This is a genomic window from Undibacterium sp. Ren11W (assembly GCF_049340485.1).
In the GTDB taxonomy this organism is placed as follows: Bacteria; Pseudomonadota; Gammaproteobacteria; order Burkholderiales; family Burkholderiaceae_D; genus Undibacterium.
On record NZ_JBMPPB010000005.1, the window covers coordinates 103,864 to 128,102 of the forward strand.

Here is a 24,239-nt window from a genome sequence, read left to right on the forward strand (position 1 = left end):
CGCTGCATCCCGATTAACGGGTTTTTAGAAGTTCCCGTATGCGATATTTGACATTGTTTCGTTCAACGCGCTACCGCAACGCCTTCGTTCTCGATCGGACTAGAGGTAATTTTAGCTGGCGTATTCAGGCGCACAAACATCACAGACAGCGCGGCACAAATGAGCAGGCAACCTGCCAGCCGTATCACGTTTTCCGGATTGCCATCTAGCCAGCGGTGATAATACAAAGGCAGAGTAAAAATCTGGATAATCATAGGGATCACGATAAACATATTGAAAATTCCCATATACACGCCGGTGCGCTCTGGCGGTATGCTGCCAGCCAGCATGATGTAGGGATTGCCCATGATGCTGGCCCATGCCATACCCACCCCTAACATAGGGATGAATAGCAGTGCCGGTGTATGGATCAGAGGTATGCTGAGCATGCCGATACCGGCTAGCGTCAGACAGATGGCATGGGTGATCTTAGGCCCATAGCGACGTGCGAATGGCATCAGCGCGAAAGCGGCGATAAAGGCAATGAAGTTATAAAATGCGCCGATCTGGCCATTGAGTAGGCCGGCATCGCGAAAACCTTCGGAGGCCTGATCGCTAGTGCCAAAGATGCTGCGCGCTACCGACAACATGATGTACTGCCAATAGCAAAACATGGCATACCATTGAAACAACTTAACCAAAGCAAGTTGCTTCATGGTATCCGGCATCTCCTTGATGGCGAGCCAGACTTCGGCTAAGGTTTCGCGCCAGCCTTGCGGCTTGCTTTGTATTGCGGCGATTTCGCTGGCCGTGAGGGCGATTTCCGGGGTGGTTTTGAGTGTCCAGAGTATCGAGCAGACAGACACGACCGAGCCGATCAGAAATGCGGTAATCACGATATGTGGAATATTGCTGCTATTCACGGCGTCTTTGTTCATGCCTGCAAACACCAATAGGGACGGCGTCAGATAGGCCAGTGTCTGGCCCAATCCTGTCATGGCACTCTGGGTCAAAAAGCCGACAGAGTGCTGGCTCTTGTCGAGCTTGTCGCTGACGAAGGCACGGTAAGGTTCCATCGTGATGTTATTGGCTGCATCAAGTATCCATAACAGGCTCGCAGCCATCCATAGAGTGGGGCTGAACGGCATGGCGAGTAAGCCGATACTGCACAAAATAGCGCCGACCAAAAAATACGGCGTACGACGGCCCCAGCGAGTCACGGTGCGGTCGCTCATGGCACCGATGATAGGTTGCACGATCAGACCTGTCATGGGGCCAGCCAGCCAAAGATAGGGCAAGCTGGCTTCATCCGCGCCCAGATATTTGTAGATCGGGCTCATGCTGCTCTGCTGTAAACCAAAACTGAACTGGATGCCGAAAAAGCCGATGTTCATGTTGAGTATCTGCCAGAAGGACAGACGCGATTTGCTCACGATCTTGTTCACGCTATTGCTAAGGATCATACTGACGCTATTGCTCACGGAATTACTCACGGAGTGATTCTCAGTGCTTTGTATATTCACGATCTTTCTCCTGAAAATGATTCTGCCGCCCAGCGTTGCATCCACTGTTTAAAAAAATCCGGATCGGACGACACCGCACCTCGGATGCCACATACGGCGCTGGCAAATTCGTGAGCACGGCGCAAGCCAGTCGCCAACGGCCAGCCGTAATAGCAAGCGCTCAAAAATACGGCAGAGAATGCGTCGCCGCCGCCTACCGTATCAATGACTGGCGTCGTAGAAGAAAAACTGCTGGCACTAAAATATCGGCCTTGGGTATCAAAATAGGCGTAACCATTGGCACCTAAGGTGATGATGACGGCCTGAAGTTCAAACTTGCTCATCAGTGCGTCGATGGCGGGTTTCCAGCTGAGTCGGTCGGCCGCCAGATCCAGGGCCACCGACCCTGTTGTACTGGGATAGAGCTGCAGCAAATGCAGTAACTCGTCTTCATTGACTTTGACGATGTCGGCCAGATGTAAAGAGTGCGTTATCGTGCTGGCGCTAACTTGTCCGTCACGTAAATTGAGATCGAGATAGCGCAGCGCCTTGCTATCGTCTAACAGCGCCTGCAGACTGAGTCTTGAGCATACGCTACGTTGTACCAGACTGCCGAAATACAGAAAACGGGCCGGATGATCCAGACAAAATGCGTTTACCGCTTGCTGTGCTTGAGCGGAATTAATGTAGTCATAGGCTTGATCCGGCAATATCGTAAAGCGATGGCTGCTGGTATTTTCTTGCTTATCCTGAGTGACCAGTACGCGTCCGGTAGCATGCGTCGCGTCCTCCTGCATACCGATTTGCGTCATGCCGCAGCGATGCATATCGGCGCGTATCAATTCGCCGTCAGGGTCCTTGCCTATGCGGCTGATCATCAAAGTTGCGCAGTTAAAATGTGCCAGATTACGGGCCACATTAAAAGGTGCTCCGCCTATCAATTTCTGTTCGGCGAATTCGTCAAGCAGGGCTTCGCCGAAGACGACGATGCTGCCAACAGCAGGAGGTTTCATGATGGGTTTCCTTGTGTAGCTGGTCGCAGCCAGAGCTGAGAGTAGGCAGGTATCACAGCGAAATGCATTGATTTCGGCTGATAAATTTCATTGCTGAGTATATCGAACCATGGTTGTTCAGATGAAGTATCGAGACTTAAAATGCGTAAATCGAGTGTAACAGCATGCTCTGAAAAATTGCCAATGAAGTACAGTGCCTGAGATTCACTGAGGTCGCCGCGTGCAAAGATTAATAATTGGGAGTGCGGGCTACTGAGCAAACGGCGTGCTTGCGTTGCCGCCAATTGTGGGCTGGCGCGGCGGCATGCCAACATTTTGCATAGTGCTGCGAATAGTTGTCCTGATTGACTGTTGGCCTGATGTCTTGACTCATACGCCTTAAGGTCGAAATCTGGGCGTTGTAACCAGCGACTGTCATTGATTTTTGCGACATCTTTGCGGTAGCTCTCATCATTTCCCTGTGCTAGTTCATCGCCCATGTAAATCACTGGCAGGCCGCCAAAAGTAAATGCCAGTCCGTACAGCAAGAGCATCCGGTCTTGCGCCACTTTCGATTGGGCATCGCTGACCGCACTGGATACACCGCACAGCGCCGAACTCATGCCAACACTGCCATGCACCACCTCAGGGTCGGCGGCCTGGAAACTGGCACCTCTGGCATAGCTAGCGTGTTCACCGGAGAAAAATTGTGATACCTTGGCTAGACGTTGCTGGGCATGTACGCCGGCTTCCGGCCGCAATACGTTCCAGCCTATATCATCGTGACAGCGCACATACGTGAGCCAAGAGGTTTGCGTCGGCAAAGCCGGTGTGCCTTGCATGACACTTTTTAACAACGAGGTATTTTGTTCGGCTAATGCCGCCCAGGCCGCGGCCATCAGAGTGCTATGGTAGGCGATGTGGCATTCCTTCAAAGCCAGATGGTCGTTGCTCGACGCTGTCTCGGGATTGGTCTCAGGCTCAGTACCGAGGTACGCTGGTAATTGTGCGGTTGGGACGATGGCTTCGGCTTTTAATAAGACGCCTGGTGCGACAATCTCGACGATGCCGCGCAAGGCTTGCAATATCCAGTGCGCTTCCGCCTGGTTCATGCAGTTGCTGCCTTCGCGTTTCCACAAAAATGCGGTGGAGTCCAGGCGAAACACTTCTATGCCTTGATTGGCCAGATGTAGCAGTGCCAGCGCCATTTCTGAAAAAACCGCCGGATTGGTGTAATTGAGATCCCATTGATAGGGGTAAAAGCTAGTCCAGACCCAGCGCTGCAAGGCTTCGACATAGCTAAAGTTTCCAGGTGCCGCCTGCGGGAAAATCTGCCCTAAGCTTTGCTCATACTGATCCGGCATGCGCCGATCCGGATAGCTGTAAAAGTAGTCACGGTAACGGGTATCGCCCGATTTTGCGGCCAACGCCCAAGGGTGATCGTCGGCAACGTGATTGAGAATAAAATCTGAGCATAAACTGATTTTTGACTGACGCAAGTGCGCCGCTAGTGTGCGCAGGTCGGCCATGCTGCCAAACCGCGGTTCTATTTCATCAAAGCTGGAAACGGCAAATCCGCCGTCATTTTCGCCGCTGCGGGCGCGTAAAAAAGGCAAGAGATGCAGGTAACGCACACCCATTTCATCGAGGTGGGCAATCTTATCGATCACGCCGTTCAGGTCGCCTGCAAATTTATCCACATAGGCGCAATACCCCAGCATGTCCTGCGAAGAGAACCATGCCGTATCCTGAAGTCTTTGCTGATCTAATTGCTGTAACTCATCTGGTCGGCGGGCGGCGACAGTTGCCACCGAGGCCATCAAGCTGGTGAACCAGGGGGCAAAATTTTCAGTCCGGCCATACAGGCGCTGCAAGCGCTCCAGCAATGCCGGAGCCTGTTGCAAAAAGCGATCACTCACTGCGGCATGCTGCGCACTTGGTAGCTGAGTCAACATCGCCTCGAGGCTATTACTTAGAATTGTCATGAAAAAAGAATGATTGGTGTAAGAAAAAAAAGCATCGATGCTTTGATAAACGGAGACAACAGTCAGCCGCAGAAATCAAAATCAGAATTCAAAAGCAGAATTCAGCGGCTGGGACGAGACTCTATTTGCCCAGGTTTTTGCTAAACGTTCAGGCGAAAATGATCAAAGATTGCGTGATCATTTCCGCCTTGGATTAGAACGAGTATTTCACCGTGGCACGTACGGTGCGTCCATTGATGGAGCGAGCCGCATGGCCATCTCCTTCCACTTCGGTGTAGCCTATGCTATTGAGCAGATTGTTGGCGCTCAGCGATAGAAGAACACGTGCGCTTGCCTGATAATTGAGGAAGGCATTGACCACGTTGTAGCCGGGTAAAGTCAAGGTGTTGGCATCATCGCCCCAGGCTTTGCTGGTGCCAATTACGCTGACACCGAAGATCACATCACCCAGTGTGTAAGTTGGCGCGATTTGATAAATGAAGTTGGCCTGGCGGCGTGGAGTCTTACCGACAATCGATGCGTCATTGGCTGCGACGATTTCCGCTTTGGTATAAGTCATGCCTCCGCTTAAACGGAAATCGCCGAAACGATAAGCCGCTTCCACTTCCAGTCCTTTGGCGTCGTAGCTGTTTGCGGTGAATTTTTGCGTGCTTGCTTCAAAGTTGGATTCAGTGGTCTTGGCCTGGAACAGGGTGACAAACGTACTGAAATCACCGGATTTCCACTTTGCGCCTGCTTCGTGTTGTTTTACGATATTGGTGCTGATAGGGACGGTGCCGTCTAGCGGATTGCCAAACATGATACGGTCGGCATTGAAGGCGATGCCTTCGCTGCTACGCGCAAATAGCGCCAGGTTTTTGTCAATACGATAGTTGACGCCGAACGAGTACGAAGTGTGATCGACCGAGTAATCAATCACTTTGCTATTGGCTGCGCTATACGCCTGATTGACCGCCTGATTGTAACTGCCGCTGGCATCTTGTTTATCGTAACGCAAGCTGCCGTCTAGATTCCACGCGCCGCTTTCCCATCCCAAATTGGCATAAGTCGCAGAGGTCTTGTATTGCGCATCGATATTCCGGTTGCAGCAACCACCCCAGACATCAGTGCCTTGCGCCAACAAACCCGGAGATCCTGCTACGGTACTCGCAGAATTGAGTAGGGCTGGTTTGTCGCCAGTCGCTTGCAACAGGTATTGATTGAAGTTCCAGGTGACGCCGACGTTTTGCAAGGAGCTGTACAGACCAACCGTGGTAGTCAGGGTACTGCCGCTTATGGCAAATGCTTTCGATAGCTTGATATCATTAACGGTGCTGCCCAAATCGTCTAGCGAGGTATTGAAGACTGTCGCGGTAAACGCTGCACCCTTATATGCCTTGCCGGCATTGGGGCCGGTCGCGTAAGTCATACTGGCTGCGGCATTGCCGTTGTCTGCCGGAAAGATCGAGATGAAGCGCCCTGAGTTGCTCGATTTACGGAATTTTTCATCGAGTATCCAGCCCTGCCCCAAATCGAGTGATGCCTCTGCACCGAAGGCATTGTTGGTGACCGGTAAGCCGTCATTAACGTTGGTGGCAATATGATTATTGTTTTTATCCAAAACCAAATCCTTGCTCCAATAGGGCGAATAGAAACTGGCCGTCCGCGGGTCTATGCCAGGGAGTTCTGCAATATTGCCGCCCGTCGTTTTGACCGGCACCGGCATATTCATGGGTGACTTGTCATCGAGATGCTTGAAACTCAATCGGATAAATCCATTACCCAGTTCGTGCGTAATGTTTGCCTTGATCTGACCACCATCCTCGGCCGTCATGCCGGCCGGACGTGCACCGTCACCGACGCGATAATAGCCGCCCACGAAGACTCGGGTTTTGTCTGAAATCGGCGTGCCATAGTCAAAGTCATAGCGGGTCAGATCGAAATCGAGGCCTTTGGTGATGCCGATACTGCCGCCTTTTTCCTTGCCGTTGCGGCTGATGAAATTGATGATGCCGCCTGGCGCATTGGTCGCCATCGTGGATGCAGTACCGCCGCGGATTACTTCCAGATGGCTAAGACTGCCATCGGCGCGCAGAAACATGTCTGGTGTGGCAAAGGCAATGTCACCAAATTGCAGTAAGGGCAGACCATCTTCCTGAAACTGTACATAGCGCGCTCCGCCGGCAGAAACCGGGACGCCGCGTACGGTCAAGTTGGCATTGCCTTCGCCGCCAGATGATTCGGAACGCACGCCAGGTATCGCACGCAAAATCTCTGCGGAATTGGTCGGTGCCGATTGCATGACTTGTTCCATGTCTAGTGTGCTGACGGAGACGCTGGACTTCATTTTTGACCGGCCTATCGGCGAGCCGGTAACGACAACGGTATCAAAGTTCAACGCGCTTTTTTCGGTAGCTGACTGCGCCGTTACCGATGTTGTCGCTTCTTGCGCCCAAACGCTATTCATTTGTAAAGCAGCTAGCGATACCAATGCTGCCATTTGTGTCATCTTGATTTTAGGTGTTCTCATCTTTGTCTCCGTTATGTTTATTCCATAGGCCACTATTTTGCTGAGTTTGGCATTAGCGGCAGGGGTGACGCATTATCGCGTGAAATAATTTTCTTTGCAATCGATTGCAGTCACGCAAAGCAGCAAAAATTATTTAACCTTAAATTGGTAAATAACTAAGCTTAGAGCGGGAAGTGCAGATTAGGAAATCAGATGGCTGTCAGCGTCAAGGCGAGCGGGGCTAAACCACTTATTAGATGGTCACGCTATTTGGATAATCATGTAGAGAAATGAGCGATAAATACATCATTTATATAGGTGATAAAGCAATTTATAAGCGTCGGAATTTTGCAACAAAGCGGTTTAATTGAAGAAAATTTATTGCAATGCAGCATAAAGCCACTCAGGAAAAATGCTGAGCCTTACTGCTCTGCTGATGCTTTCGGTAACGATGCATACTGAAAGTAAATATGCATGAGTAAAATAGCGGGAATTTTCAATATAATGCAAACGGTTGCAATTACTTGTTATTTTTATGAATCGTGACATGTCATCGCGATTTTATGTCTGCGGCGCTCTCTAGAAAGGTTGAAAAGCGAAGCCCATGCAGAGCGCCGGTAGCGCTGTCTTCGAAAAACCAAGGGTGATGCCAATAGGACGCATTGGGCCTGGCAAAGTAATTTTGCTACAGAGCGTGATTGTTTAAGAAAAACCGCGCCTAGCGCGCTGCCAGAGCCTGCTAATTGGCGATCTGCCTATTTACACGCTGCTGGCTCTACACATCAATTGCGTCTGCAATAAACGTGGGCTGGTGGGCTGATGTTCGGCCAGTGACAATACGGCCTCGACTAAGGCCTGACCCGCGGCAGCGATAGGCTGACGTATGGTGGTGAGCGAAGGGTGAAAATATCTGGCGAGCTCAATATCATCGTAACCAACTACAGCAATATCTTCCGGTATCCGGTACTGTTTATCTCTGAGGGTATTGATGGCCGTCATCGCCAGCAAATCACTGCACGCAAATAAACTGTCAAAAACCACCTGACGCTTGCAAAGCTGTTCCACGGCAAGGCGTCCGCCATCTTCAATAAACGAGGCCGTCACCAGCAACTGTTGGTTTGGCGCCATCCCATATTGCGTCAGTGCCTTGCAATAACCCTCATAGCGGTGCGCTACTTCAGGCAATTGAGGATCTCCAAAAAAAGCGATATTTTTTCGACCGGATTTAATTAAATGTTCGGTCGCCAAAAAACCACCGGTGATATTGTCGCTGCCGACGGTGACATACAGTTGCTGGGGTAATTGTGCGCCCCAGACTACGATAGGGACCCGACGTGCGGCCAGTTGATTGAGTTGATCATGGTGGCGCCATTGTCCTATCAGTATCACTCCCAGCACTCTGCCTGTATCGTAAATCTGTGCGGCCGAATCCAATTGCTCCGCATCGACGCGCGACAGCAGCATATCAAAGCCGCGCTCTGTCAACGCATCGGCCAAACTACCTAGCATGCTTAAGAAAAACGGGTCAGACAAGTGCTGACGTGTAGATGCATCGTAGGGCACCACAACCGCGACGGTACGGTTCTGTTTCAAGCGCAAGTTCTGCGCCCCTATATTGATGGAGTAGTTCAGGGATTTCGCCAGCTCTTCGATGCGGATACGAGTCTCATCGTTGACCAGGGAACTGTGATTCAGTGCCCGCGATACAGTCGAGGTGGAGACTCCGGCCAGACGGGCAATATCTGCCATTTGCAAACGGCGTTGTTCTGCGCTGGAAGCGCCTTGCTTGGTATCGATTTTGCTGGGTGTCTTGGTCATTATGGTCTGCTAGGCATAGCGCAAATTATGGGGCTAGTCGCGCGCGGTAATCTGCAAGAGCTATAGGCGATTTGCATGCATTATAAAACCCATTGGGCAACTACGGTAGACCGGCTGCACACAGAACGTAGCCGAGACGCATGCGCTCTGAAACTGCAGAGTATCTGTGGTACGTGGATGTCTAAGAGGGGGATCAGAACGGACGATGCAGCCGTTCTGAGCATAAGAACCTGGAATGAACGGCTGATAGCGTTGCTATGTGATAGAAGCTGTTCGCTGCAATTATCGGGATTTGCGCTGGCGCATCGCTTCACCCATCATGACCAAGACCGGACCTTCGCAGGCAGCTAAACCTTGCGATAAATCAGCCAGTGTCAGGTGTTGCCAGCGTTCGTTAGGACGACTGCAGTTTTCTATCGCAATCAGCGGGAGAGTTGGCGGGTGGCCGGCCGCCAACATACGTTGCGCGGTGAGTATCGCTTCCTTGCCTCCCATGTACTGCACCAGCGTATCGCAATCAGGCAGACGGGTGTCGGCATCTTCACCAGGTGCGGTGCTGGAAGTAAAAAATGCCACACTGCGGGCGACGCCGCGCTTAGTCAGTGGCTGGCGCACGCTGGCCGCCGCCGCTACAGCTGTGGTGATGCCGGGTACGATTTCAAAATAAATACCAGCCTCTTCCATCGCGCTCATCTCTTCATCGGCGCGCCCAAACAGCATAGGATCGCCACCTTTTAAGCGCACTACCAGTGGATAGCGCAGCGCCGATTCTATTATTTGCTGATTGATGAAGGATTGCGCCGCCGAACGTAGACCGCTGCGTTTGCCTACCGGAATTTTGATCGCCTGCGGACATAGCTCCAACATCTCTGGGGTCACCAGGGCATCATGCAAGACCACGTCTGCCATTGCTAGCAGACGGGCACCGCGCACCGTGATCAGGTCGGCCGCGCCAGGCCCGGCACCGATCAGATAAACGGTACCAAACCCCGTGCCGGGTAGCTGGGGATTAGCCTTGTTAGGCAAGACGTATCATCCCGGCAGCGACGGTTTGATGTGTGACTTCATCGATCAGGATGAAGGCACCAGTAGAGCGCAAGTCATCGTAGGCATCAGCCGCCAGAGCTTGTTGCACATTGATAGTGACGCGAGCGATGTCGTTCAGATTCAAGGTCGTGGCAGGGCGACGTTCTTGCGTGTTGATATCCAATAGCGTATCAACCGCAGTGACTTTGGCGGCGACCTGACGCGTGGTGTGCTTGAGCCAGTAACGGCGACGCACATCCAAAGCGTCTTCCGACAACCAGCACAGATCAGCAGTGACGGTTTTAAGTAAGGTAGCAGGGCGATCAATTGACGCCAGCATATCGCCGCGTGAGATGTCGATGTATTCATCGAGCAAGATGGTGACGGATTGGCCGACTACAGCCGTTTCCAGTGAACCATCTAGAGTTTGGATGTCCTTGACGGTAGCGCTCTGACCGCCAGGTTGCACAATTAATTTGTCGCCACGGCTGACTTTACCGGCTTCGATACGCCCCATGTAGCCACGGAAATCATTGGCTTCATGGCCATTGTGACGCGCGACCAGTTGTACCGGGAAACGGAAAGGCTCGTCATGACATTCATCATAGACACTTAATGATTCAAGTAAGGCTATCAGGGTAGGGCCCTTGTACCAGGCTAGTTTGTCACTGGCGGTCACCACGTTATCGCCCGCCAAGGCAGACAAGGGAATCGGGGTGATGTCTTTGAGGCCCAGTTGCAGCGCAAATTTCTGGTATTCGGCGACGATGCGGTCGTACACGGTCTGATCGTAGTTGACCAGATCCATCTTGTTGACAGCTACTACCACGTGTTCGATCTGCAGCAAATGCGCAATGGTTGAATGGCGCTTAGTTTGCGTCAGTAACTCGACGCTGCCGTCGTCCCCGAGTTTGACCTTGGAGACGTCGATCAAAATGATGACGGCGTCAGCGGTCGATGCACCAGTCACCATGTTGCGTGTGTATTGCTCGTGGCCTGGCGTATCGGCGATGATGAACTTGCGTTTAGGTGTGGCGAAATAACGGTAGGCTACATCGATGGTAATGCCTTGTTCACGTTCTGCTTCCAGGCCGTCTGTCAGCAGAGATAGATCTATCGTATCACCTACGGTACGCTTGTGTTTGGCGCGTGACATCGCATCTAACTGGTCGGCAAAAATGCCCTTGCTGTCAAACAGCAGGCGGCCGATCAGCGTGCTCTTGCCATCATCGACTGAGCCAGCGGTGATGAAACGTAACAGACCGCGTTCTCTGGTGGCGTCTTGAATGATAGGTGTGGCCGAAACTATCGATGATGTAACTGCGGAATTAACTGCGCTCATTAGAAATATCCTTCTTTTTTACGTTTTTCCATGGAGGACTCTGAGGTCTGATCATCCATGCGGGTAGCGCCGCGTTCTGTGATTTGGGTAATTGCGGTTTCAGCGATAATCGCTTCTACCGTCGCCGCATCGGACGATACCGGGCAGGTGCAGGAAATATCCCCAACCGTGCGGAAGCGCACCACTTGCGTCTCTACCGTTTCCCCTGCGCGGGCCGGCGTCAGATCAGTCAATGGCACAAGCAAGCCATTGCGTGGGATCACTTGACGTTCATGCGCAAAGTAAATCGGTGGCAGTTCGAGTTTTTCGCGGGCGATATATTGCCATACATCGAGCTCAGTCCAGTTCGAGATAGGGAAGACGCGCATGTTTTCACCAGGGTGAACGCGGGTGTTGTACAGATCCCATAGTTCAGGGCGCTGGGCTTTTGGATTCCATTGGCCAAACTCATCGCGGAAAGAAAAGATACGCTCTTTGGCGCGGGCTTTTTCTTCATCTCGGCGGGCGCCACCCATGCAAGCGTCAAACTTATGTTCGGCAATGGTTTCTAGCAGCGTTACCGCTTGCGCCGCATTGCGTGAGTCGGTGGCAGGATTGCGCAAACGCACGGTGCCGCGCTTGATCGAATCTTCGACCGAACCGACGATCAGGCGCTCGCCCAGTTCTGCCACTTTTTTGTCGCGGAAAGTGATGACTTCGGAAAAATTATGGCCGGTATCTATATGCACCAGCGGGAAAGGGAACTTACCTGGACGGAAGGCTTTTTCTGCGATGCGCAGCATCACAACGGAATCTTTACCGCCCGAAAACAGCAAAGCAGGGTTGGCGCATTCAGCGGCGACTTCACGCATGATGTGGATGGCTTCCGATTCCAGCCAATCGAGATGGCGATTACTCGCGGCATCAATAAAACTTTTTTCTACTGCGCTATTCATATACTTTACCTTTGACGATAACTCTTTTAATTTTTTTGCGACTAATTTGCGACTGATTTAATCCGTATCAGTTTACCATCCACCACATGCAATCCGCATTCTTTGGATTCTGGGTTCTCCCACCACCAGCGGCCAGCACGCACATCTTCACCTGGCTGTATGGCGCGGGTACAGGGTTCGCAGCCTATCGACGGATAGCCTTTGTCATGCAAAGGGTTGTAAGGCACATTATTGCTACGAATATAGTGCCAGACATCCTCTTCTGACCAATCGGCCAGAGGATTGAATTTTTGCATATCATGCGCTGCATCATCTTCCTGCACATTGAGTTCGGTGCGGGTAGTTGATTGGGCGCGACGTTGGCCTGTGACCCATGCCTTGTTGCCTGCCAGTGCACGATTCAGTGGTTCTATCTTGCGGATACGGCAGCATTCCTTGCGCATCTCCACGCTGTCGTAAAAAGCGTTAAGACCATTGCTCGCAACGTAATTTTCTACCGCAGCGGCCTCAGGTTTGAACAAGGCGATCTCGCTGCCATAGGTTTCCTTGATGCGATCCAACATACCCAGAGTTTCGGCGTGCAGGCGGCCGGTTTCCAGCGAGAAGATAGCTATCGCCAATTTGTTACGCAAGATCAGGTCGGTGAGCACCATGTCTTCCGCCGCTAAACTGGAGGCGAATACCGCCGGAGTAAACTCGTTGGCGATACGCTCCAGTGTTGCGGTGGTTGCGCTTAAAAGGCTGTCAAAATTGGCGCTGCTCATACAGGTAATCCAGTTCTTTCAGCACGGCGGAATAGCGGGTTTTTTTCATCCCATGAAGTCTGGTATTTTTCGCTGAAATCCGTTAAACCCTTGATCGCATCTTGTATGTTGCGGTCTTCACGCGTGGCAAAGGCATTGAAGCCTACGCGCTGCATGTAAAACAATTGATCACGCAAAACGTCCCCGATGGCGCGTACTTCACCGGTATAGCCAAGACGGCTGCGAATGTTGTAGGCGATCGAATAGCCGCGACCATCCGAAAACTTAGGGAAATCCACTGCCAGCACAGGAAATAACGCTGCATCTGCACCGAGATCCTTAGCCTGTTCGGCACTGCCAAACCAGATCGCCAGATCCTGATTCTTTTTTAAACGTGCGCTCAGTTCTTCGCGCTGTATCAGCCACACTTGCAAGGGAATAATCTGCTTGCCAGCGGGCACTTCAATCGCATCCGGCGTTTCACCTTCAGCCAGGCGCAATACTGTCCAATCGTCTTGCACTATGGTTTGGTCTTTAATAATTTCACGCATTTCAATACTCTCTTACGAACTTAGTACGGCATTTAGTAGGAAACGACAGTGCCAGCATCTTCGCCGTGCTGCTCAAAGGTCTTGATGGGCGTGGCGTAGACATATTCTTTAAATGGTGCAATACCAATTCTTTGCGCAGTGTCGATGAAGCGTTCATTTTCTATGCGATCACGCAGATACACGGCGACGATACGTTCTATTACTTCCGGCATCTGACCGGCGGCAAACGATGGTCCTATGATCTTGCCGATTGCCGCATTATTACCCTGCGCACCACCGATAGAAACCTGATAGAACTCGCTGCCATCTTTATCCACACCCAGGATACCGATATTGCCGACATGATGATGGCCGCATGCATTGATGCAACCCGAGATGTTTAGTTCCAGTTCACCGATATCGTGCAGGTAATCGAGCTCATTAAATCGGTCGGTAATATCGAGCGCAATCGGGATAGATTTTGCATTCGCCAGCGAGCAGAAATCACCACCCGGGCAGCAGATCATATCGGTCAGTAAACCAACGTTAGGCGTTGCCAGACCGTGCGCCTTGGCTTCTTTCCATAAATCAAACAACTGCGCTTGCTGTACATCCGATAGCACCAGATTTTGCTCATGCGTCACGCGCAACTCGGCAAAGCTGTAACGTTCGGCCAGATCAGCGACAAAATCGATCTGATCGGCAGTTGCATCACCGGGTGGCACGCCAGGTTTTTTCAATGACAACACCACGCTGGCGTAACCAGCCACCTTATGCGGTTTAACGTTACGTTTGATCCAGTTAGCGAATGCCTTGTTGTCTGCCTTGTGCTGTTCAAACTCTGCATCAACGCTAGGCAATGCTGCATATTCGGGCGCGCCGAAATACGCCGCAACCCGCTGCAGTTCCGCCTGCGTCAGGGTCGCCGGGCCATCTTTAATATCAGCCCATTCAGCCTCTACCTGCGCCGCAAAAACGTCTGGGCCTATCGCTTTGACCAAAATCTTGATACGCGCCTTGTATTTATTGTCACGGCGGCCGTGCTGGTTGTAGATGCGTAGGATCGCTTCCAGATACGTCATCACATGCTGCCATGGCAGGAACTCGCGGATCACGCTACCGAGTATCGGGGTGCGGCCCATGCCGCCGCCGACCATGACTTTAAAGCCGACTTCGCCTTGCGCGTTATGCACTACGGTCAGACCGATATCGTGTACCGCAATCGCGGCGCGGTCTTCCAGCGAGCCATTGATAGCGATCTTGAATTTGCGCGGTAAATAGGCAAACTCAGGATGAAAGGTGGTCCACTGGCGCAAAATCTCGGCGTAAGGGCGCGGATCGATAATTTCGTCCGCAGCCACACCGGCAAATTCATCCGAAGTAATATTGCGCATGCAATTGCCAGAGGTCTGGATTGCGTGCATTTCTACCGAAGCCAATTCTTCTAAAATCTCCGGCGTTTCTTCCAGATTGATCCAGTTGTACTGAATATTCTGACGCGTGGTGAAATGGCCATATCCACGGTCATATTTGCGCGCGATATGGGCAAATTTACGCATCTGTACCGATGACAACATGCCGTAAGGGACCGCTACGCGCAGCATGTAGGCATGGCGCTGCATGTACAAGCCATTTTGCAAACGCAAAGGCAAGAATTCTTCTTCGGTCAGTTCATCGGCAAGGCGACGGCGTACCTGATCGCGGTATTGCGCAATGCGTTCCTTGATGATTTGGTGATCATGCTGATCGTAACGATACATCGTGAATATCCCTAAAAATGCGCTAAAAAAATCGCTGAAAAATAGACGCTGAACGGCGCGCGTAAACTATTAATAAACCAATAAGCTAATAAACAAAATTGTGTGGTCTGGCTTCGCTCTTGCCCGGCAAACAAACAACGGCAAATTAAAGTACCAGTTTAGCAGCAACCAGCGTAAGCGTTGTCGCTAGCACTCCGCGTAATATGCGCTCCGGAACTGCCTTGGCCGCCATAGAGCCGAGCGTGATACCAGGTAAAGAGCCCAACAGCAAAGATCCCAATAACTCCCAATTGATAGAGCCTAGCCACCAGTGGCCGATCGCCGCGATCGCGGTTAGGGGTACTGCATAGGCAATGTCGGTGCCGGCAATGTGCGCGGCAGGCATGCGCGGGTAGAGCATGACCAGTAAGGTGGCACCGATAGCACCGGCACCGATTGAGGATATTGTTACCAATAAACCCAGTACTGCACCAGAGATGATTGTGGCGGCCGCTAGTTTGCGGCCATGCAATTGTTTTTCTGGATGTTGATTCAACCAAGCCAGCATTTTGCCTTTAAACAGCAAGGCCACCACGGTGAGCAATACCGAGCAGGCGATGGAATAACGGATAATTTGGCCGATTTCTTTATTGATACCGCCAAAGTATTTCAAACCCAGAGTCGCCACCAAAGCCGCAGGCAGGGCGCCGTAGCACAGCAGACGCACCACATCCCATTCGACCGAGCCGCGTAATCTGTGGGTAAACGTGCCGGTCGCCTTGGTGATAGAGGCAAAAGCGAGATCGGTACCAACCGCCACTGCTGGTGAGACGCCAAACAAGAGCGTCAGTAAAGGCGTCATCAGCGAGCCGCCACCTACCCCGGTCAGTCCGACCAGAGTACCAACTGCAAAACCAGAAATAATATAGGTTAAAGTCATAGTGCCTTCCGCAAAGTAAGTGCATCTTAAGTAATTGGTCCTTTATTCCAAACTACTTAGTATTTATTTGCTTATATGCGGTTTTGATATATGGAAATGTGCTTGGCAGGCAGTACATCTGGTTAGAAGAACAGTACATAAAGTTTTTTTGTGAAAACACTATGCTGCCAGTGCGCATACTACATGCGGCTCTTCAAGGCATCACGGCGCTAAGCCGCATGGGGCTTGCGTTCTGGACGGGGCCGCTAAGCGCTGGCGCGCAAGGACTTGTTGGGATTGATATGCGTCAGTAGTACTTCGTCGAAATTCATGAAGACCAGACTACCGTTATTTGCCTTGGCGCGGTAGATGCCTTGATAGGCACTCAGATGCATCGCCAGCGCGGTATATTCCCAGGCTCTTTTTTCTGAGCAGGGGACGATTTTTTTGATCAGTTCATTTGCTCGATGTTGCTTGCCGAAGGCTTTTACGCGCAAAGCGTTTTTTTGCAGCGCCGCCAGTACGGTGGGGTGGCGCCAAGCCCAGGTGAACATCTCGGTTAGAGGATCGAGGGTGCCTATGATTTGCACCGGTGCTAAGGCTTGCATGCCGTCGGCAAATGAGAAAAGTATCTGTCCGTGGTTTTGATCGAGATTCCAGGTCTTCTCTTCTCCCAGGCGCCACTTTTCTCGGTGGACAGCAGTGTGCGTGTGCGCGGCCTCTAGGCTAGTCACAATAGTGTCTTCAATGTCACGACGTTTTTTGAAGGAACTCAGCATCACTTATTCCAGACTACAAGACTTGCTTAACATGGCAGGCGGCAATTGAAACTGTAAAATTGGACATAGGCATTTTGCGGCGACAGTGTAGCATTTTTAGTCACTAAAAATGATGTGTGGCAATTTATTGTTACATATTTACTGAGGGCACAATGTAAAGCGGAAAGCGTATTTGAGCAAGCCGTCTAGCTTTTTCGACAGCAAAATGCCGCGTTTGTTGCGTATAATCCTCAAGCCGGCAATGCCGGCAGGTTGTACGTCTTCAGGGCGGGGTGTAATTCCCCACCGGCGGTAAATTTAGACACAGGATTTTTTGTGTCTGAACAAGCCCGCGAGCGCTTGCATGGATTTTTTGCAAGGTCAGCAGATCTGGTGTGATTCCAGGGCCGACGGTGATAGTCCGGATGAGAGAAGATGCGCCAAGCCTGAACGTCTCCCCCCTGTTTACTTGGTGAACCGGGGGAGCGTTTGTGCGTTGGCGAATCACATCCCCTGAAACGTCTTTTGCACTTAACTTTTGCGGAGCGTTTCATATGTTAATTACTAAGTTAATCCCTTCCCCGACTGCTGCAGTAGATCCAGCCGTCATTTCACTTCCTCCCTTCGAGCCAAGATTGGCGCGTGCTTTAGCCGATTTGCGTCAAGGTCGTCCAGTCTTGTTGATGGATGACGCTTATAGAGAAAACGAGGCCGATCTGATTGTCGCCGCCGAGAAAATCAGCGTCGCTTCTATGGCGCGCATGATACGCGATGGCAGCGGCATCGTCTGTCTGTGTCTGACTGACGAGAAGCTGCAGCAACTGGCCTTGCCGCCTATGGTCGTCCACAACGACAGCCGTTACGGCACCGCCTTCACCATCAGTATCGAAGCCAAGCATGGTGTCACCACTGGGGTTTCAGCGGCAGATCGCGTCACGACGGTATTGGCGGCCATTGCCGTTGATGCGCAACCTGATGATTTGGCCCGACCTGGCCATGTCTTCCCTTTGCGCGCCGCGCCCGGTGGCGTGTTAAGCCGGCGAGGTCACACCGAAGGTTCAGTGGATCTGGCGCAGATGGCCGGTCTGTTGCCAGCTGCAGTGTTATGCGAGTTGATGAATCCTGACGGCAGCATGGCCAAGGGCGAAGAAATCGCGCACTATGCCCTGTCGCACGATCTGGTGATATTGACGATCGCTGAATTGGCGGACTATCGTTTGCGACAAGTCGTGTAATTAAAAATTGCCGTGGCGATAGTCGTCACGGTGTTTTTCTTACTAGCGGTGAGTAGATCGTTATTTCACCGCTAGTTGCAGTTAGCGACGCTTCTTTTGGTTTTGCCAGTAAGAAAATTCTGCTTCATGCACATCGATATCGAGTTCCTGTACGCGTTGCTGCAAGTGATTTTGGGAATCCCGCACGGCCTGGTTGTAGATGCTAGGACCGATCTCTTCAAGTAAAAAATCAAGCAGGGCAGACGCCTGCAGATTGCCTATGCGCTCTTCCATATTGACATCGAAATAGCGCTGTAAGGAATCGATGGCTTGTTTTTGCGTTTCTTTTTCTAGTTTGATACTCACTGCTATTTCCTTGTTTTTACTTGTCTATTTTTACAAATGGCGTTGTTTGGAGTTGGGTATATTGACATCGGTGCCAACTCAGCGGCTTAGAGCGCTTAGTGCTGAGTTTGACTGAGCACCTCGGCTACCGCATTGACGACGGCCTCCGGGTGGCTCGCTTGTATCACGTGACCAGCACCGGCAACCACTCTGTGTACACCACGTGTGGATAAACCCGCCATCTCTTTATGTAGTGCTAGATTTTCATTTTCGGAGGCCTTGTTTAAAGCGCTCTGTGGTTTGCCTGGTTCGGCATAAGGGCTGATGCCGCGTGATAAGACCACCAGCGGTAGCGATCCGAATGAGCGCCGCGCGGCGCGTAGTTGCGCATCACTGAGTTCAAACTGCGAGCTCTCCGAGGCTCTGGCCCGCCAGTAATCAGGCGAAATTCTTACAGCAAACTGCGCCGCGTCGAGTTGCCGCCCATAATCCGATCCCATGCCAGCCATACACGTGGCTAGCGGCTCGCTGCCCGGTTTAAAACCTTGCTCGGCTTGAGTCACGCAGGTTTTCTCTATCGCATTGATCATCGCATAAAATTGTGCGAGTTTTCCTTTCGTGACCACGTTCTGACGAGCGCTTTCATCTTCATGGCCAGCCTCCACCAGCACCAGTCCGCTTACCTGATCTGGATAGCGATACGCGTACAGCTGCACGTTGGCGCCGCCATACGAATTACCGACCATGATGTAAGGTGGTTGGATGCCGGCATTGCTAAGTAAAGTGTGTAAATCCTCTACCGCATTTTCTGAGGTGCCAGGGCGGATCGCTGGGTCGCTAAAACCCAGGCCGGCGCGGTCATAAACGCAAGCACGGCTCAGTTTCGCTACTTCCGGTTGCACCGTTAGCCAGCTCCAGCCAGAATCACCCGAAGGCGCGTCGAAGATCACGGTATGCGTGCCAACGCCGCTGCAATACAGGTTGAGGCGACGGCCGCCGATATCGACCATTTGCTGAGCATGCGAAAAGGTATTTTGTATCGCAGCATCGATAACAGGGTCGGAAAAAGCGCTGCTGGCACAGACAGCAGTTGCCGTGATCAAGATCAAATTTACCAAAGGTTTTGTCATGGTTTGCGCTCGTTGAAGTGGTTAAAATCAGGCGTCAGTAAGTCCGAACGAGTTGCATAATAGCTCAGCTTGTCGAAAAATGCGACCAGGTTTAACGTACGAATAAATGCACGATAGCGTGGCGCCAAGCAGCAACGTCACGGCGCATATTCCATGCGTCTTTCCAGGCAGCCTGCCCGCTAAGGCGCATGGGATCTGCGCGAGCGGGGCGTGCACTATTCAATTGGGATTTGAGTTTGTATCAATTCGCGCTAATGTCTGATTGCCTATGTTTGAGCTTAGCTGCTCGAACAATCAATCGAACAATCAATCGAACAATCAATCGAACAATCCATAGAGCAATCCATAGAGCAATCCATAGAGCATTTAATTGAGCCGGGTGCCAGCCTGACCATAGCTCTTGCCATCGTGATCGTTATGAGTCGTCTTTCGCTTTGGGGGCGACGCGTGGCAAGATAATGTGAAAACTGCTGCCGTGGCCGGGTACGCTGCTGACGTCGATACTGCCACCGAGTGGCCCCATGATCAGGTTGTGGCAAATGCTCATCCCCAAACCGCTGCCACCGGTGCCCATGCGGGTGGTAAAAAAAGGGTCAAAAATGTGGCTGAGGATGTCCTCCGACATGCCAGCTCCATCATCGCCGTAGGTTAGTACGATATGCTCGCCATCCCGCTCGGCCTGCAGCTGGATCAGACCATGTGTGCGGCCATCAAAGCCATGCAACACCGAGTTATTGATGAGGTTGGCGATCACCTGTTCTATCGCTCCGGGGTAGCTATCCATATTCAGATCATGGTCTATCCGCATTGCTATTTGATAGTTTTTTTTCTGCAGGCTAGCACTCATGAGGGCTACAACACTGTCTGCGACTTCTTTTAGCATGAACTGCCGGCGCTGCTCGCTACCCTGGTCCACTGCCACCTGTTTAAAATTGCTCACTAGTTCAACTGCGCGTTGCAAACCGCGTAAAAGCAGTTGCATGGCGTTGTGTGCATCTTCCGTATAGACAGTAAGATGCGAACGGCGTAATTGGCCGGCATGGATCTGTTTTTCAAAATCCTGGGTCTTGTCATTGAAGGCACTGGCAACTGTCAGGCAATTACCGATCGGTGTATTGAGCTCGTGCGCGACCGCTGCCACGATAGAACCGAGTGCTGCCAATTTTTCTGATTGCACTAATTTGTCTTGCATCTGACGCAAATGATTGAGCGCCTGTTGCAATTGCTCGGTCGAGCTTTGCAGTGCCTGGGTGCGCTCTTGTACTCGCAGATCGAGTTCTTGATTGAGTTGAATAAACTCCCTTTCGGCCGCCAGGCGCTGGCTGATGTCGATTGCAATTCCAAGAAAGCCATTGATCAAGCCGTGCTCGTCACGTACTGCACTGACCGCCAGCGACACTTGCAAGTGTCGTCCGTCCTTACGTACGTAGGTCCAGGTTTGGATATCGGAAGCGCCATCGCGTGTCAACGCCACGAAGGTTTCGAAAGCGGCGATAGGGCGTCCCAGTTGCTGGGTCAGGAACGCGGCGCGCTGATTGACTTCGTCGGTCAGATGTAAAAAAGCCGGCGATTTTCCGCGTATTTCAGACTCGGCGTAACCCAGCATCTTTTCTGCACCCTGATTAAATACGGTAACGCGTCCGTTGGCGTCGGTAGAGATAATGGCGATCTCCTGCGCCGCATCGAGCAAGGCCTGTAGACGCCGGTTCAGCTGTAATACTTGCGCTTCGGCCAGTTTGCGCAGCGTGACATCTACCAGGCTGACGCGTAATAAGCGGCGTCGTATATCCGGTAGCCTGACCAGGCGCAGGTCGCACTGAAGTTCGCGACCATCGAAGGTGCGCATGACGCGCTCTACCAGAATAGATTCGCCGGCCAGGGCGCGCTCTACGTTGCGTATGCGGGTCAGTTCTACTGGCAAACCGTCCGGCTGTTGGTCTGCATACAGTCGGCGTACGTTACTGTTTAACAGCTCGTCACGCGTGCAGTTGAGCAGTTTTTCTGCGCTGGGATTGGCATCGATAATAAATTTGGTATCGAAATCGACCACCAAGATGGCTTCCGGCGCTTGTTCGACCAGCACACGGTAACGGGTTTCTGCCACTTGGCGTTGGCGATTTTGTATGATCAGGGCGAGCACAAAAGCACACAGCAGCAGTATCAATACCACGATGCCGATAAAGTAGGCGGCATAGTGATCCCACAGCGATACCGGTTTGTTGATGAATTCGGTGTTGGCTGGTAGCTTGCTCAGATCGGCGTGCCAGCGCTGTAACTGAAGCCAGTCGAAGAGCGGTGTCAATGTGCCGGGTGCCCGGTTCACTTGCCCGCTTAGCTGGGTCGCGCCACTTAACACATCGACCGCCATCTGGGAAAATGAGCGCGCATCTTCCTCTATCCGTGACACCATGCCGCCCACTGCACCACTGCCTAGCATGCTGTCATACAGCACGAAAAAAGGTGCGTTAGCGATTCTTGATAATTCGCCGAGAGCTTCGGCCGCTACAAAAAACTCGCCTTTGGCGTCACGCATGAAACCCGCTCCCAATATGATGCTGTGTTGCGGCAATGTGCTGAGCTTGCTGTGAATTTCTTTAAAACTTAGGGAAGTGGTATCCGTGACTTGTAACTTGTCGCGCCATCTCACCAGTGCCAGGTCCAGATCTTTTTTGCGTTCTTGTTCCAGTTCGCTGTTGCCCTGTACCACGACCAGCTGGGTGGTGTCGGGAAAAAGTTCCATCGCTCTTTGTATCGTGCCAGCATAATCGAGTTGCGCGGTCTGCGAGACGAATTGCCGCTGACCGAGCGCGGCACCAGGCGCTAATTTGGCACCGCGGATAAAGACCGGACTGAGCGGAGCCAACTGTTTGCCTTCGTTGAGTAAAAAATTCAGGCTAGGTTGCTGCACGCAAAACAACAGATCAAGCTGTATGCGAGAATATTTTTCGGTCAATAGCCGAGCTAGTTGCTGACGAAATAGATCGTTTGTGCCGCGCGCTAAATCGAGGTATTCGACGTAGATGTCGCCACTCTTGATACCACCTTTTTTGAGCCCATCCATCAGGCCTGCCACGTACAGATCTAAAGTGCGGCCACCAAAGCCATTGGCGACCAGTATCAAAACCCGTTTATCTAATGGAGCTTGCTGCAGAATGATCGAGGACTGCACCGGGGCCGACAAGCTTGCGGTCGCGGCACTGGGGGCGCTATGGCTGGCAGAGCCAGCAGCGCAAAAAATCAGGGCTAGAGCGAGCACGCGCAAACGTTTAGCGTAAGCCGCGATGATGCTATGCCCGGAGTTAAGCATACCTATTCCTGAGGTGAATGTACTGTGCTGCTAGAATCGCACACCTGCAAGTAAATTCAAACTATTTTTGTGTGGCGATGCGCAAAACTGGAACATGTCGGTTACCGGCCGCTGCGCCGAAAGCGGCTCCTAAAATGGCGAAGCATTTATCTAGCTGCAGGATTGCGTCGCCAATATGCGACCGGGAACTTTTAAAAACCTCATTGATAGAGATGCAGACCGCGGCGCACACCGTAGCAATACGTCGGTATTGCGAGGATGTGCAACAAAGGCATACGCTCTAGAAATACGGTTTTAGAAATTCCCGACCGGCCTAGCGCGCATATTCCATGCGCCTTGCAGCCCGGCATGGCTGGTAACCCGCATGGAATATGCGCGCTGAGGCATGCCGTTTTTAATTTGTAGGTATGCGCTCTAGGGGATGCTGCCCCACTCTGGACAAAGCCACCATGCTTGCGTAAGCTCGTGTTCCTTGCTTGCTTGATTCATCTTCACTGTTGGAGCTTCCAATGAAAGTTTTCAGATTTGACTCTGCGTCCTCAGTTGCGTGCGGTTTCCTAGCGGGAGCATTGTTGCTGGGATGCTCGATTGGGGTGGCCGCCGCCACAATAACTAAACCAGCGATGAGCGAGTTGCTCAAGAGCTCGACCGCGACCGACTGGCGTCCATTACATCCGGAAAACACCCTGTATCTGGAACTGGAAAAAGGCCGTGTGGTGATAGAGCTGGCACCCGGATTCGCGCCTCAACATGTCGCGAATATCAAGGCTTTGGTGCGCGAAGGCTATTTCGACGGGCTCGCCATCCTGCGTTCGCAAGATAATTATGTGGCGCAGTGGGGCGATCCGAATGAAGAAGATGCCGCCAAAAAGCGCGTCGTCAAATCGACACTGACAAACAGCGATCCTGAATTCAGCGTCTCGATTGCGACGGCCAATTCAGGCAAGGTGGGCAAGGCATTTAGCCGCTTGCCGGATGTGGATGGCTATGCGCCGCAGGTCGGTCATGTGGATGGCTTTGCGGCGGCACGCGATCCCAAAATGCATCAAACCTGGTTGGCACATTGCTATGGCAGTGTAGGGGTAGGGCGCGGCAACGATGCCAATAGCGGCGACGGTACTTCTCTGTATGTGGTGAATGGCAATGCGCCGCGTCATCTGGATAGAAATGTGACGGTGGTAGGGCGCGTGATGCAAGGCATGGAATTGATTTCAAGTTTGCCACGCGGCACCGGGCCTTTGGGCTTTTACGAAAGCGTCGAGCAGATGACAGCCATCAAGACGATGCGCTTGGCCGCCGATGTGCCTGAGTCTGAGCGCAGTAAACTGGAAATTTTACGTACCGATACTGCGCTGTTTAAGGCGGTAGTTGAGGCCCAGCGCAATCGTGGTGGTGACTGGTATAAACGTCCGGCAGGGCACATAGACTTATGCAATGTGCCGCTGCCGGTTCGGCTGCAAAAGTAAGCGCGCTGACGTTGGCGATGC

18 protein-coding genes and 1 riboswitch are annotated in these 24,239 nt (G+C 52.0%); of the genes, 2 read left to right on the plus strand and 16 right to left on the minus strand.

Features of this window, described 5'->3' with window-relative positions:
- Window positions 1-62: 62 nt before the first annotated feature.
- From ACO0K8_RS12920 to ACO0K8_RS12980, 13 genes are all read right to left on the minus strand, one after another.
- Window positions 63-1,502 (minus strand): MFS transporter, encoded by a 1,440-nt coding sequence (locus ACO0K8_RS12920; protein WP_422947066.1) that lies wholly within the window; start codon window positions 1,500-1,502, stop codon window positions 63-65.
- Window positions 1,499-2,494, minus strand: a complete 996-nt coding sequence (locus ACO0K8_RS12925) for a PfkB family carbohydrate kinase (RefSeq protein ID WP_422947067.1) — start codon at window positions 2,492-2,494, stop codon at window positions 1,499-1,501. Before ACO0K8_RS12925 ends, ACO0K8_RS12920 begins: the two co-directional genes overlap by 4 nt.
- Complete coding sequence (locus ACO0K8_RS12930; protein WP_422947068.1) at window positions 2,491-4,458, minus strand: alpha-amylase family glycosyl hydrolase; 1,968 nt, start codon at window positions 4,456-4,458, stop codon at window positions 2,491-2,493. The genes ACO0K8_RS12925 and ACO0K8_RS12930 overlap by 4 nt, the downstream gene beginning before the upstream one ends.
- Before the next feature lie 193 nt (window positions 4,459-4,651).
- Entirely contained in the window at window positions 4,652-6,967 is a 2,316-nt protein-coding gene (locus tag ACO0K8_RS12935) for a TonB-dependent receptor domain-containing protein (RefSeq protein ID WP_422947069.1), read from the minus strand.
- Window positions 6,968-7,705: 738 nt separating this feature from the next.
- A complete protein-coding gene (locus ACO0K8_RS12940; RefSeq protein WP_422947070.1) occupies window positions 7,706-8,764 on the minus strand; it encodes a LacI family DNA-binding transcriptional regulator in 1,059 nt (352 codons plus the stop codon).
- A gap of 282 nt (window positions 8,765-9,046) precedes the next feature.
- Window positions 9,047-9,790 carry a uroporphyrinogen-III C-methyltransferase gene (cobA, locus tag ACO0K8_RS12945; protein WP_422947071.1) on the minus strand — a complete coding sequence of 248 codons (744 nt, stop codon included), beginning with the start codon at window positions 9,788-9,790 and terminating at the stop codon, window positions 9,047-9,049.
- On the minus strand, window positions 9,783-11,132 hold the full coding sequence (locus tag ACO0K8_RS12950) for a sulfate adenylyltransferase subunit 1 (protein WP_422947072.1): 1,350 nt from the start codon (window positions 11,130-11,132) through the stop codon (window positions 9,783-9,785). Before ACO0K8_RS12950 ends, cobA begins: the two co-directional genes overlap by 8 nt.
- A complete protein-coding gene (gene cysD / locus ACO0K8_RS12955; RefSeq protein ID WP_422947073.1) occupies window positions 11,132-12,067 on the minus strand; it encodes a sulfate adenylyltransferase subunit CysD in 936 nt (311 codons plus the stop codon). The genes ACO0K8_RS12950 and cysD overlap by 1 nt, the downstream gene beginning before the upstream one ends.
- Before the next feature lie 41 nt (window positions 12,068-12,108).
- Window positions 12,109-12,831, minus strand: coding sequence for a phosphoadenylyl-sulfate reductase (locus ACO0K8_RS12960; RefSeq protein WP_422947074.1), 723 nt, complete (start codon window positions 12,829-12,831; stop codon window positions 12,109-12,111).
- Entirely contained in the window at window positions 12,828-13,361 is a 534-nt protein-coding gene (locus ACO0K8_RS12965; RefSeq protein ID WP_422947075.1) for a DUF934 domain-containing protein, read from the minus strand. The genes ACO0K8_RS12960 and ACO0K8_RS12965 overlap by 4 nt, the downstream gene beginning before the upstream one ends.
- Before the next feature lie 32 nt (window positions 13,362-13,393).
- On the minus strand, window positions 13,394-15,100 hold the full coding sequence (locus ACO0K8_RS12970; protein ID WP_422947076.1) for a nitrite/sulfite reductase: 1,707 nt from the start codon (window positions 15,098-15,100) through the stop codon (window positions 13,394-13,396).
- 145 nt (window positions 15,101-15,245) lie between these two features.
- A complete protein-coding gene (locus ACO0K8_RS12975) occupies window positions 15,246-16,019 on the minus strand; it encodes a sulfite exporter TauE/SafE family protein (RefSeq protein ID WP_422947077.1) in 774 nt (257 codons plus the stop codon).
- A 245-nt stretch (window positions 16,020-16,264) separates the two neighbouring features.
- Window positions 16,265-16,777 (minus strand): DUF6882 domain-containing protein, encoded by a 513-nt coding sequence (locus ACO0K8_RS12980; RefSeq protein ID WP_422947078.1) that lies wholly within the window; start codon window positions 16,775-16,777, stop codon window positions 16,265-16,267.
- A gap of 254 nt (window positions 16,778-17,031) precedes the next feature.
- A riboswitch (FMN riboswitch) is annotated at window positions 17,032-17,197 on the plus strand.
- Window positions 17,198-17,310: 113 nt separating this feature from the next.
- Here ACO0K8_RS12980 and ribB point away from each other — a divergent pair.
- A complete protein-coding gene (ribB, locus tag ACO0K8_RS12985; RefSeq protein ID WP_422947079.1) occupies window positions 17,311-17,991 on the plus strand; it encodes a 3,4-dihydroxy-2-butanone-4-phosphate synthase in 681 nt (226 codons plus the stop codon).
- Window positions 17,992-18,072: 81 nt separating this feature from the next.
- On the opposite strand, the gene ACO0K8_RS12990 is transcribed toward ribB, so the two are convergent.
- The 3 genes from ACO0K8_RS12990 to ACO0K8_RS13000 form a co-directional block, all read right to left on the minus strand.
- Window positions 18,073-18,336 carry a DUF2164 domain-containing protein gene (locus ACO0K8_RS12990; RefSeq protein WP_422947080.1) on the minus strand — a complete coding sequence of 88 codons (264 nt, stop codon included), beginning with the start codon at window positions 18,334-18,336 and terminating at the stop codon, window positions 18,073-18,075.
- A gap of 95 nt (window positions 18,337-18,431) precedes the next feature.
- Window positions 18,432-19,445, minus strand: coding sequence for an alpha/beta fold hydrolase (locus ACO0K8_RS12995; RefSeq protein ID WP_422947081.1), 1,014 nt, complete (start codon window positions 19,443-19,445; stop codon window positions 18,432-18,434).
- Window positions 19,446-19,860: 415 nt separating this feature from the next.
- A complete protein-coding gene (locus tag ACO0K8_RS13000) occupies window positions 19,861-22,752 on the minus strand; it encodes a PAS domain S-box protein (protein WP_422947082.1) in 2,892 nt (963 codons plus the stop codon).
- Between the two features lie 509 nt (window positions 22,753-23,261).
- On the opposite strand from ACO0K8_RS13000, the gene ACO0K8_RS13005 reads away from it, so the two are divergent.
- Window positions 23,262-24,218 carry a peptidylprolyl isomerase gene (locus tag ACO0K8_RS13005; protein WP_422947083.1) on the plus strand — a complete coding sequence of 319 codons (957 nt, stop codon included), beginning with the start codon at window positions 23,262-23,264 and terminating at the stop codon, window positions 24,216-24,218.
- The last annotated feature ends 21 nt before the right edge of the window (window positions 24,219-24,239 follow it).

What these genes read in the sequence shown, in the direction of transcription:
- ACO0K8_RS12925 (WP_422947067.1), bottom strand. Translation starts at nt 2,494, where the DNA reads ATGAAACCTCCTGCTGTTGGCAGCATCGTCGTCTTCGGCGAAGCCCTG.
- ACO0K8_RS12930 (WP_422947068.1), bottom strand. Translation starts at nt 4,458, where the DNA reads ATGACAATTCTAAGTAATAGCCTCGAGGCGATGTTGACTCAGCTACCA.
- ACO0K8_RS12935 (WP_422947069.1), bottom strand. Translation starts at nt 6,967, where the DNA reads ATGAGAACACCTAAAATCAAGATGACACAAATGGCAGCATTGGTATCG.
- ACO0K8_RS12940 (WP_422947070.1), bottom strand. Translation starts at nt 8,764, where the DNA reads ATGACCAAGACACCCAGCAAAATCGATACCAAGCAAGGCGCTTCCAGC.
- ACO0K8_RS12950 (WP_422947072.1), bottom strand. Translation starts at nt 11,132, where the DNA reads ATGAGCGCAGTTAATTCCGCAGTTACATCATCGATAGTTTCGGCCACA.
- cysD (WP_422947073.1), bottom strand. Translation starts at nt 12,067, where the DNA reads ATGAATAGCGCAGTAGAAAAAAGTTTTATTGATGCCGCGAGTAATCGC.
- ACO0K8_RS12960 (WP_422947074.1), bottom strand. Translation starts at nt 12,831, where the DNA reads ATGAGCAGCGCCAATTTTGACAGCCTTTTAAGCGCAACCACCGCAACA.
- ACO0K8_RS12965 (WP_422947075.1), bottom strand. Translation starts at nt 13,361, where the DNA reads ATGCGTGAAATTATTAAAGACCAAACCATAGTGCAAGACGATTGGACA.
- ACO0K8_RS12970 (WP_422947076.1), bottom strand. Translation starts at nt 15,100, where the DNA reads ATGTATCGTTACGATCAGCATGATCACCAAATCATCAAGGAACGCATT.
- ACO0K8_RS12975 (WP_422947077.1), bottom strand. Translation starts at nt 16,019, where the DNA reads ATGACTTTAACCTATATTATTTCTGGTTTTGCAGTTGGTACTCTGGTC.
- ACO0K8_RS12980 (WP_422947078.1), bottom strand. Translation starts at nt 16,777, where the DNA reads ATGCTGAGTTCCTTCAAAAAACGTCGTGACATTGAAGACACTATTGTG.
- ribB (WP_422947079.1), top strand. Translation starts at nt 17,311, where the DNA reads ATGTTAATTACTAAGTTAATCCCTTCCCCGACTGCTGCAGTAGATCCA.
- ACO0K8_RS12995 (WP_422947081.1), bottom strand. Translation starts at nt 19,445, where the DNA reads ATGACAAAACCTTTGGTAAATTTGATCTTGATCACGGCAACTGCTGTC.
- ACO0K8_RS13000 (WP_422947082.1), bottom strand. Translation starts at nt 22,752, where the DNA reads ATGCTTAACTCCGGGCATAGCATCATCGCGGCTTACGCTAAACGTTTG.
- ACO0K8_RS13005 (WP_422947083.1), top strand. Translation starts at nt 23,262, where the DNA reads ATGAAAGTTTTCAGATTTGACTCTGCGTCCTCAGTTGCGTGCGGTTTC.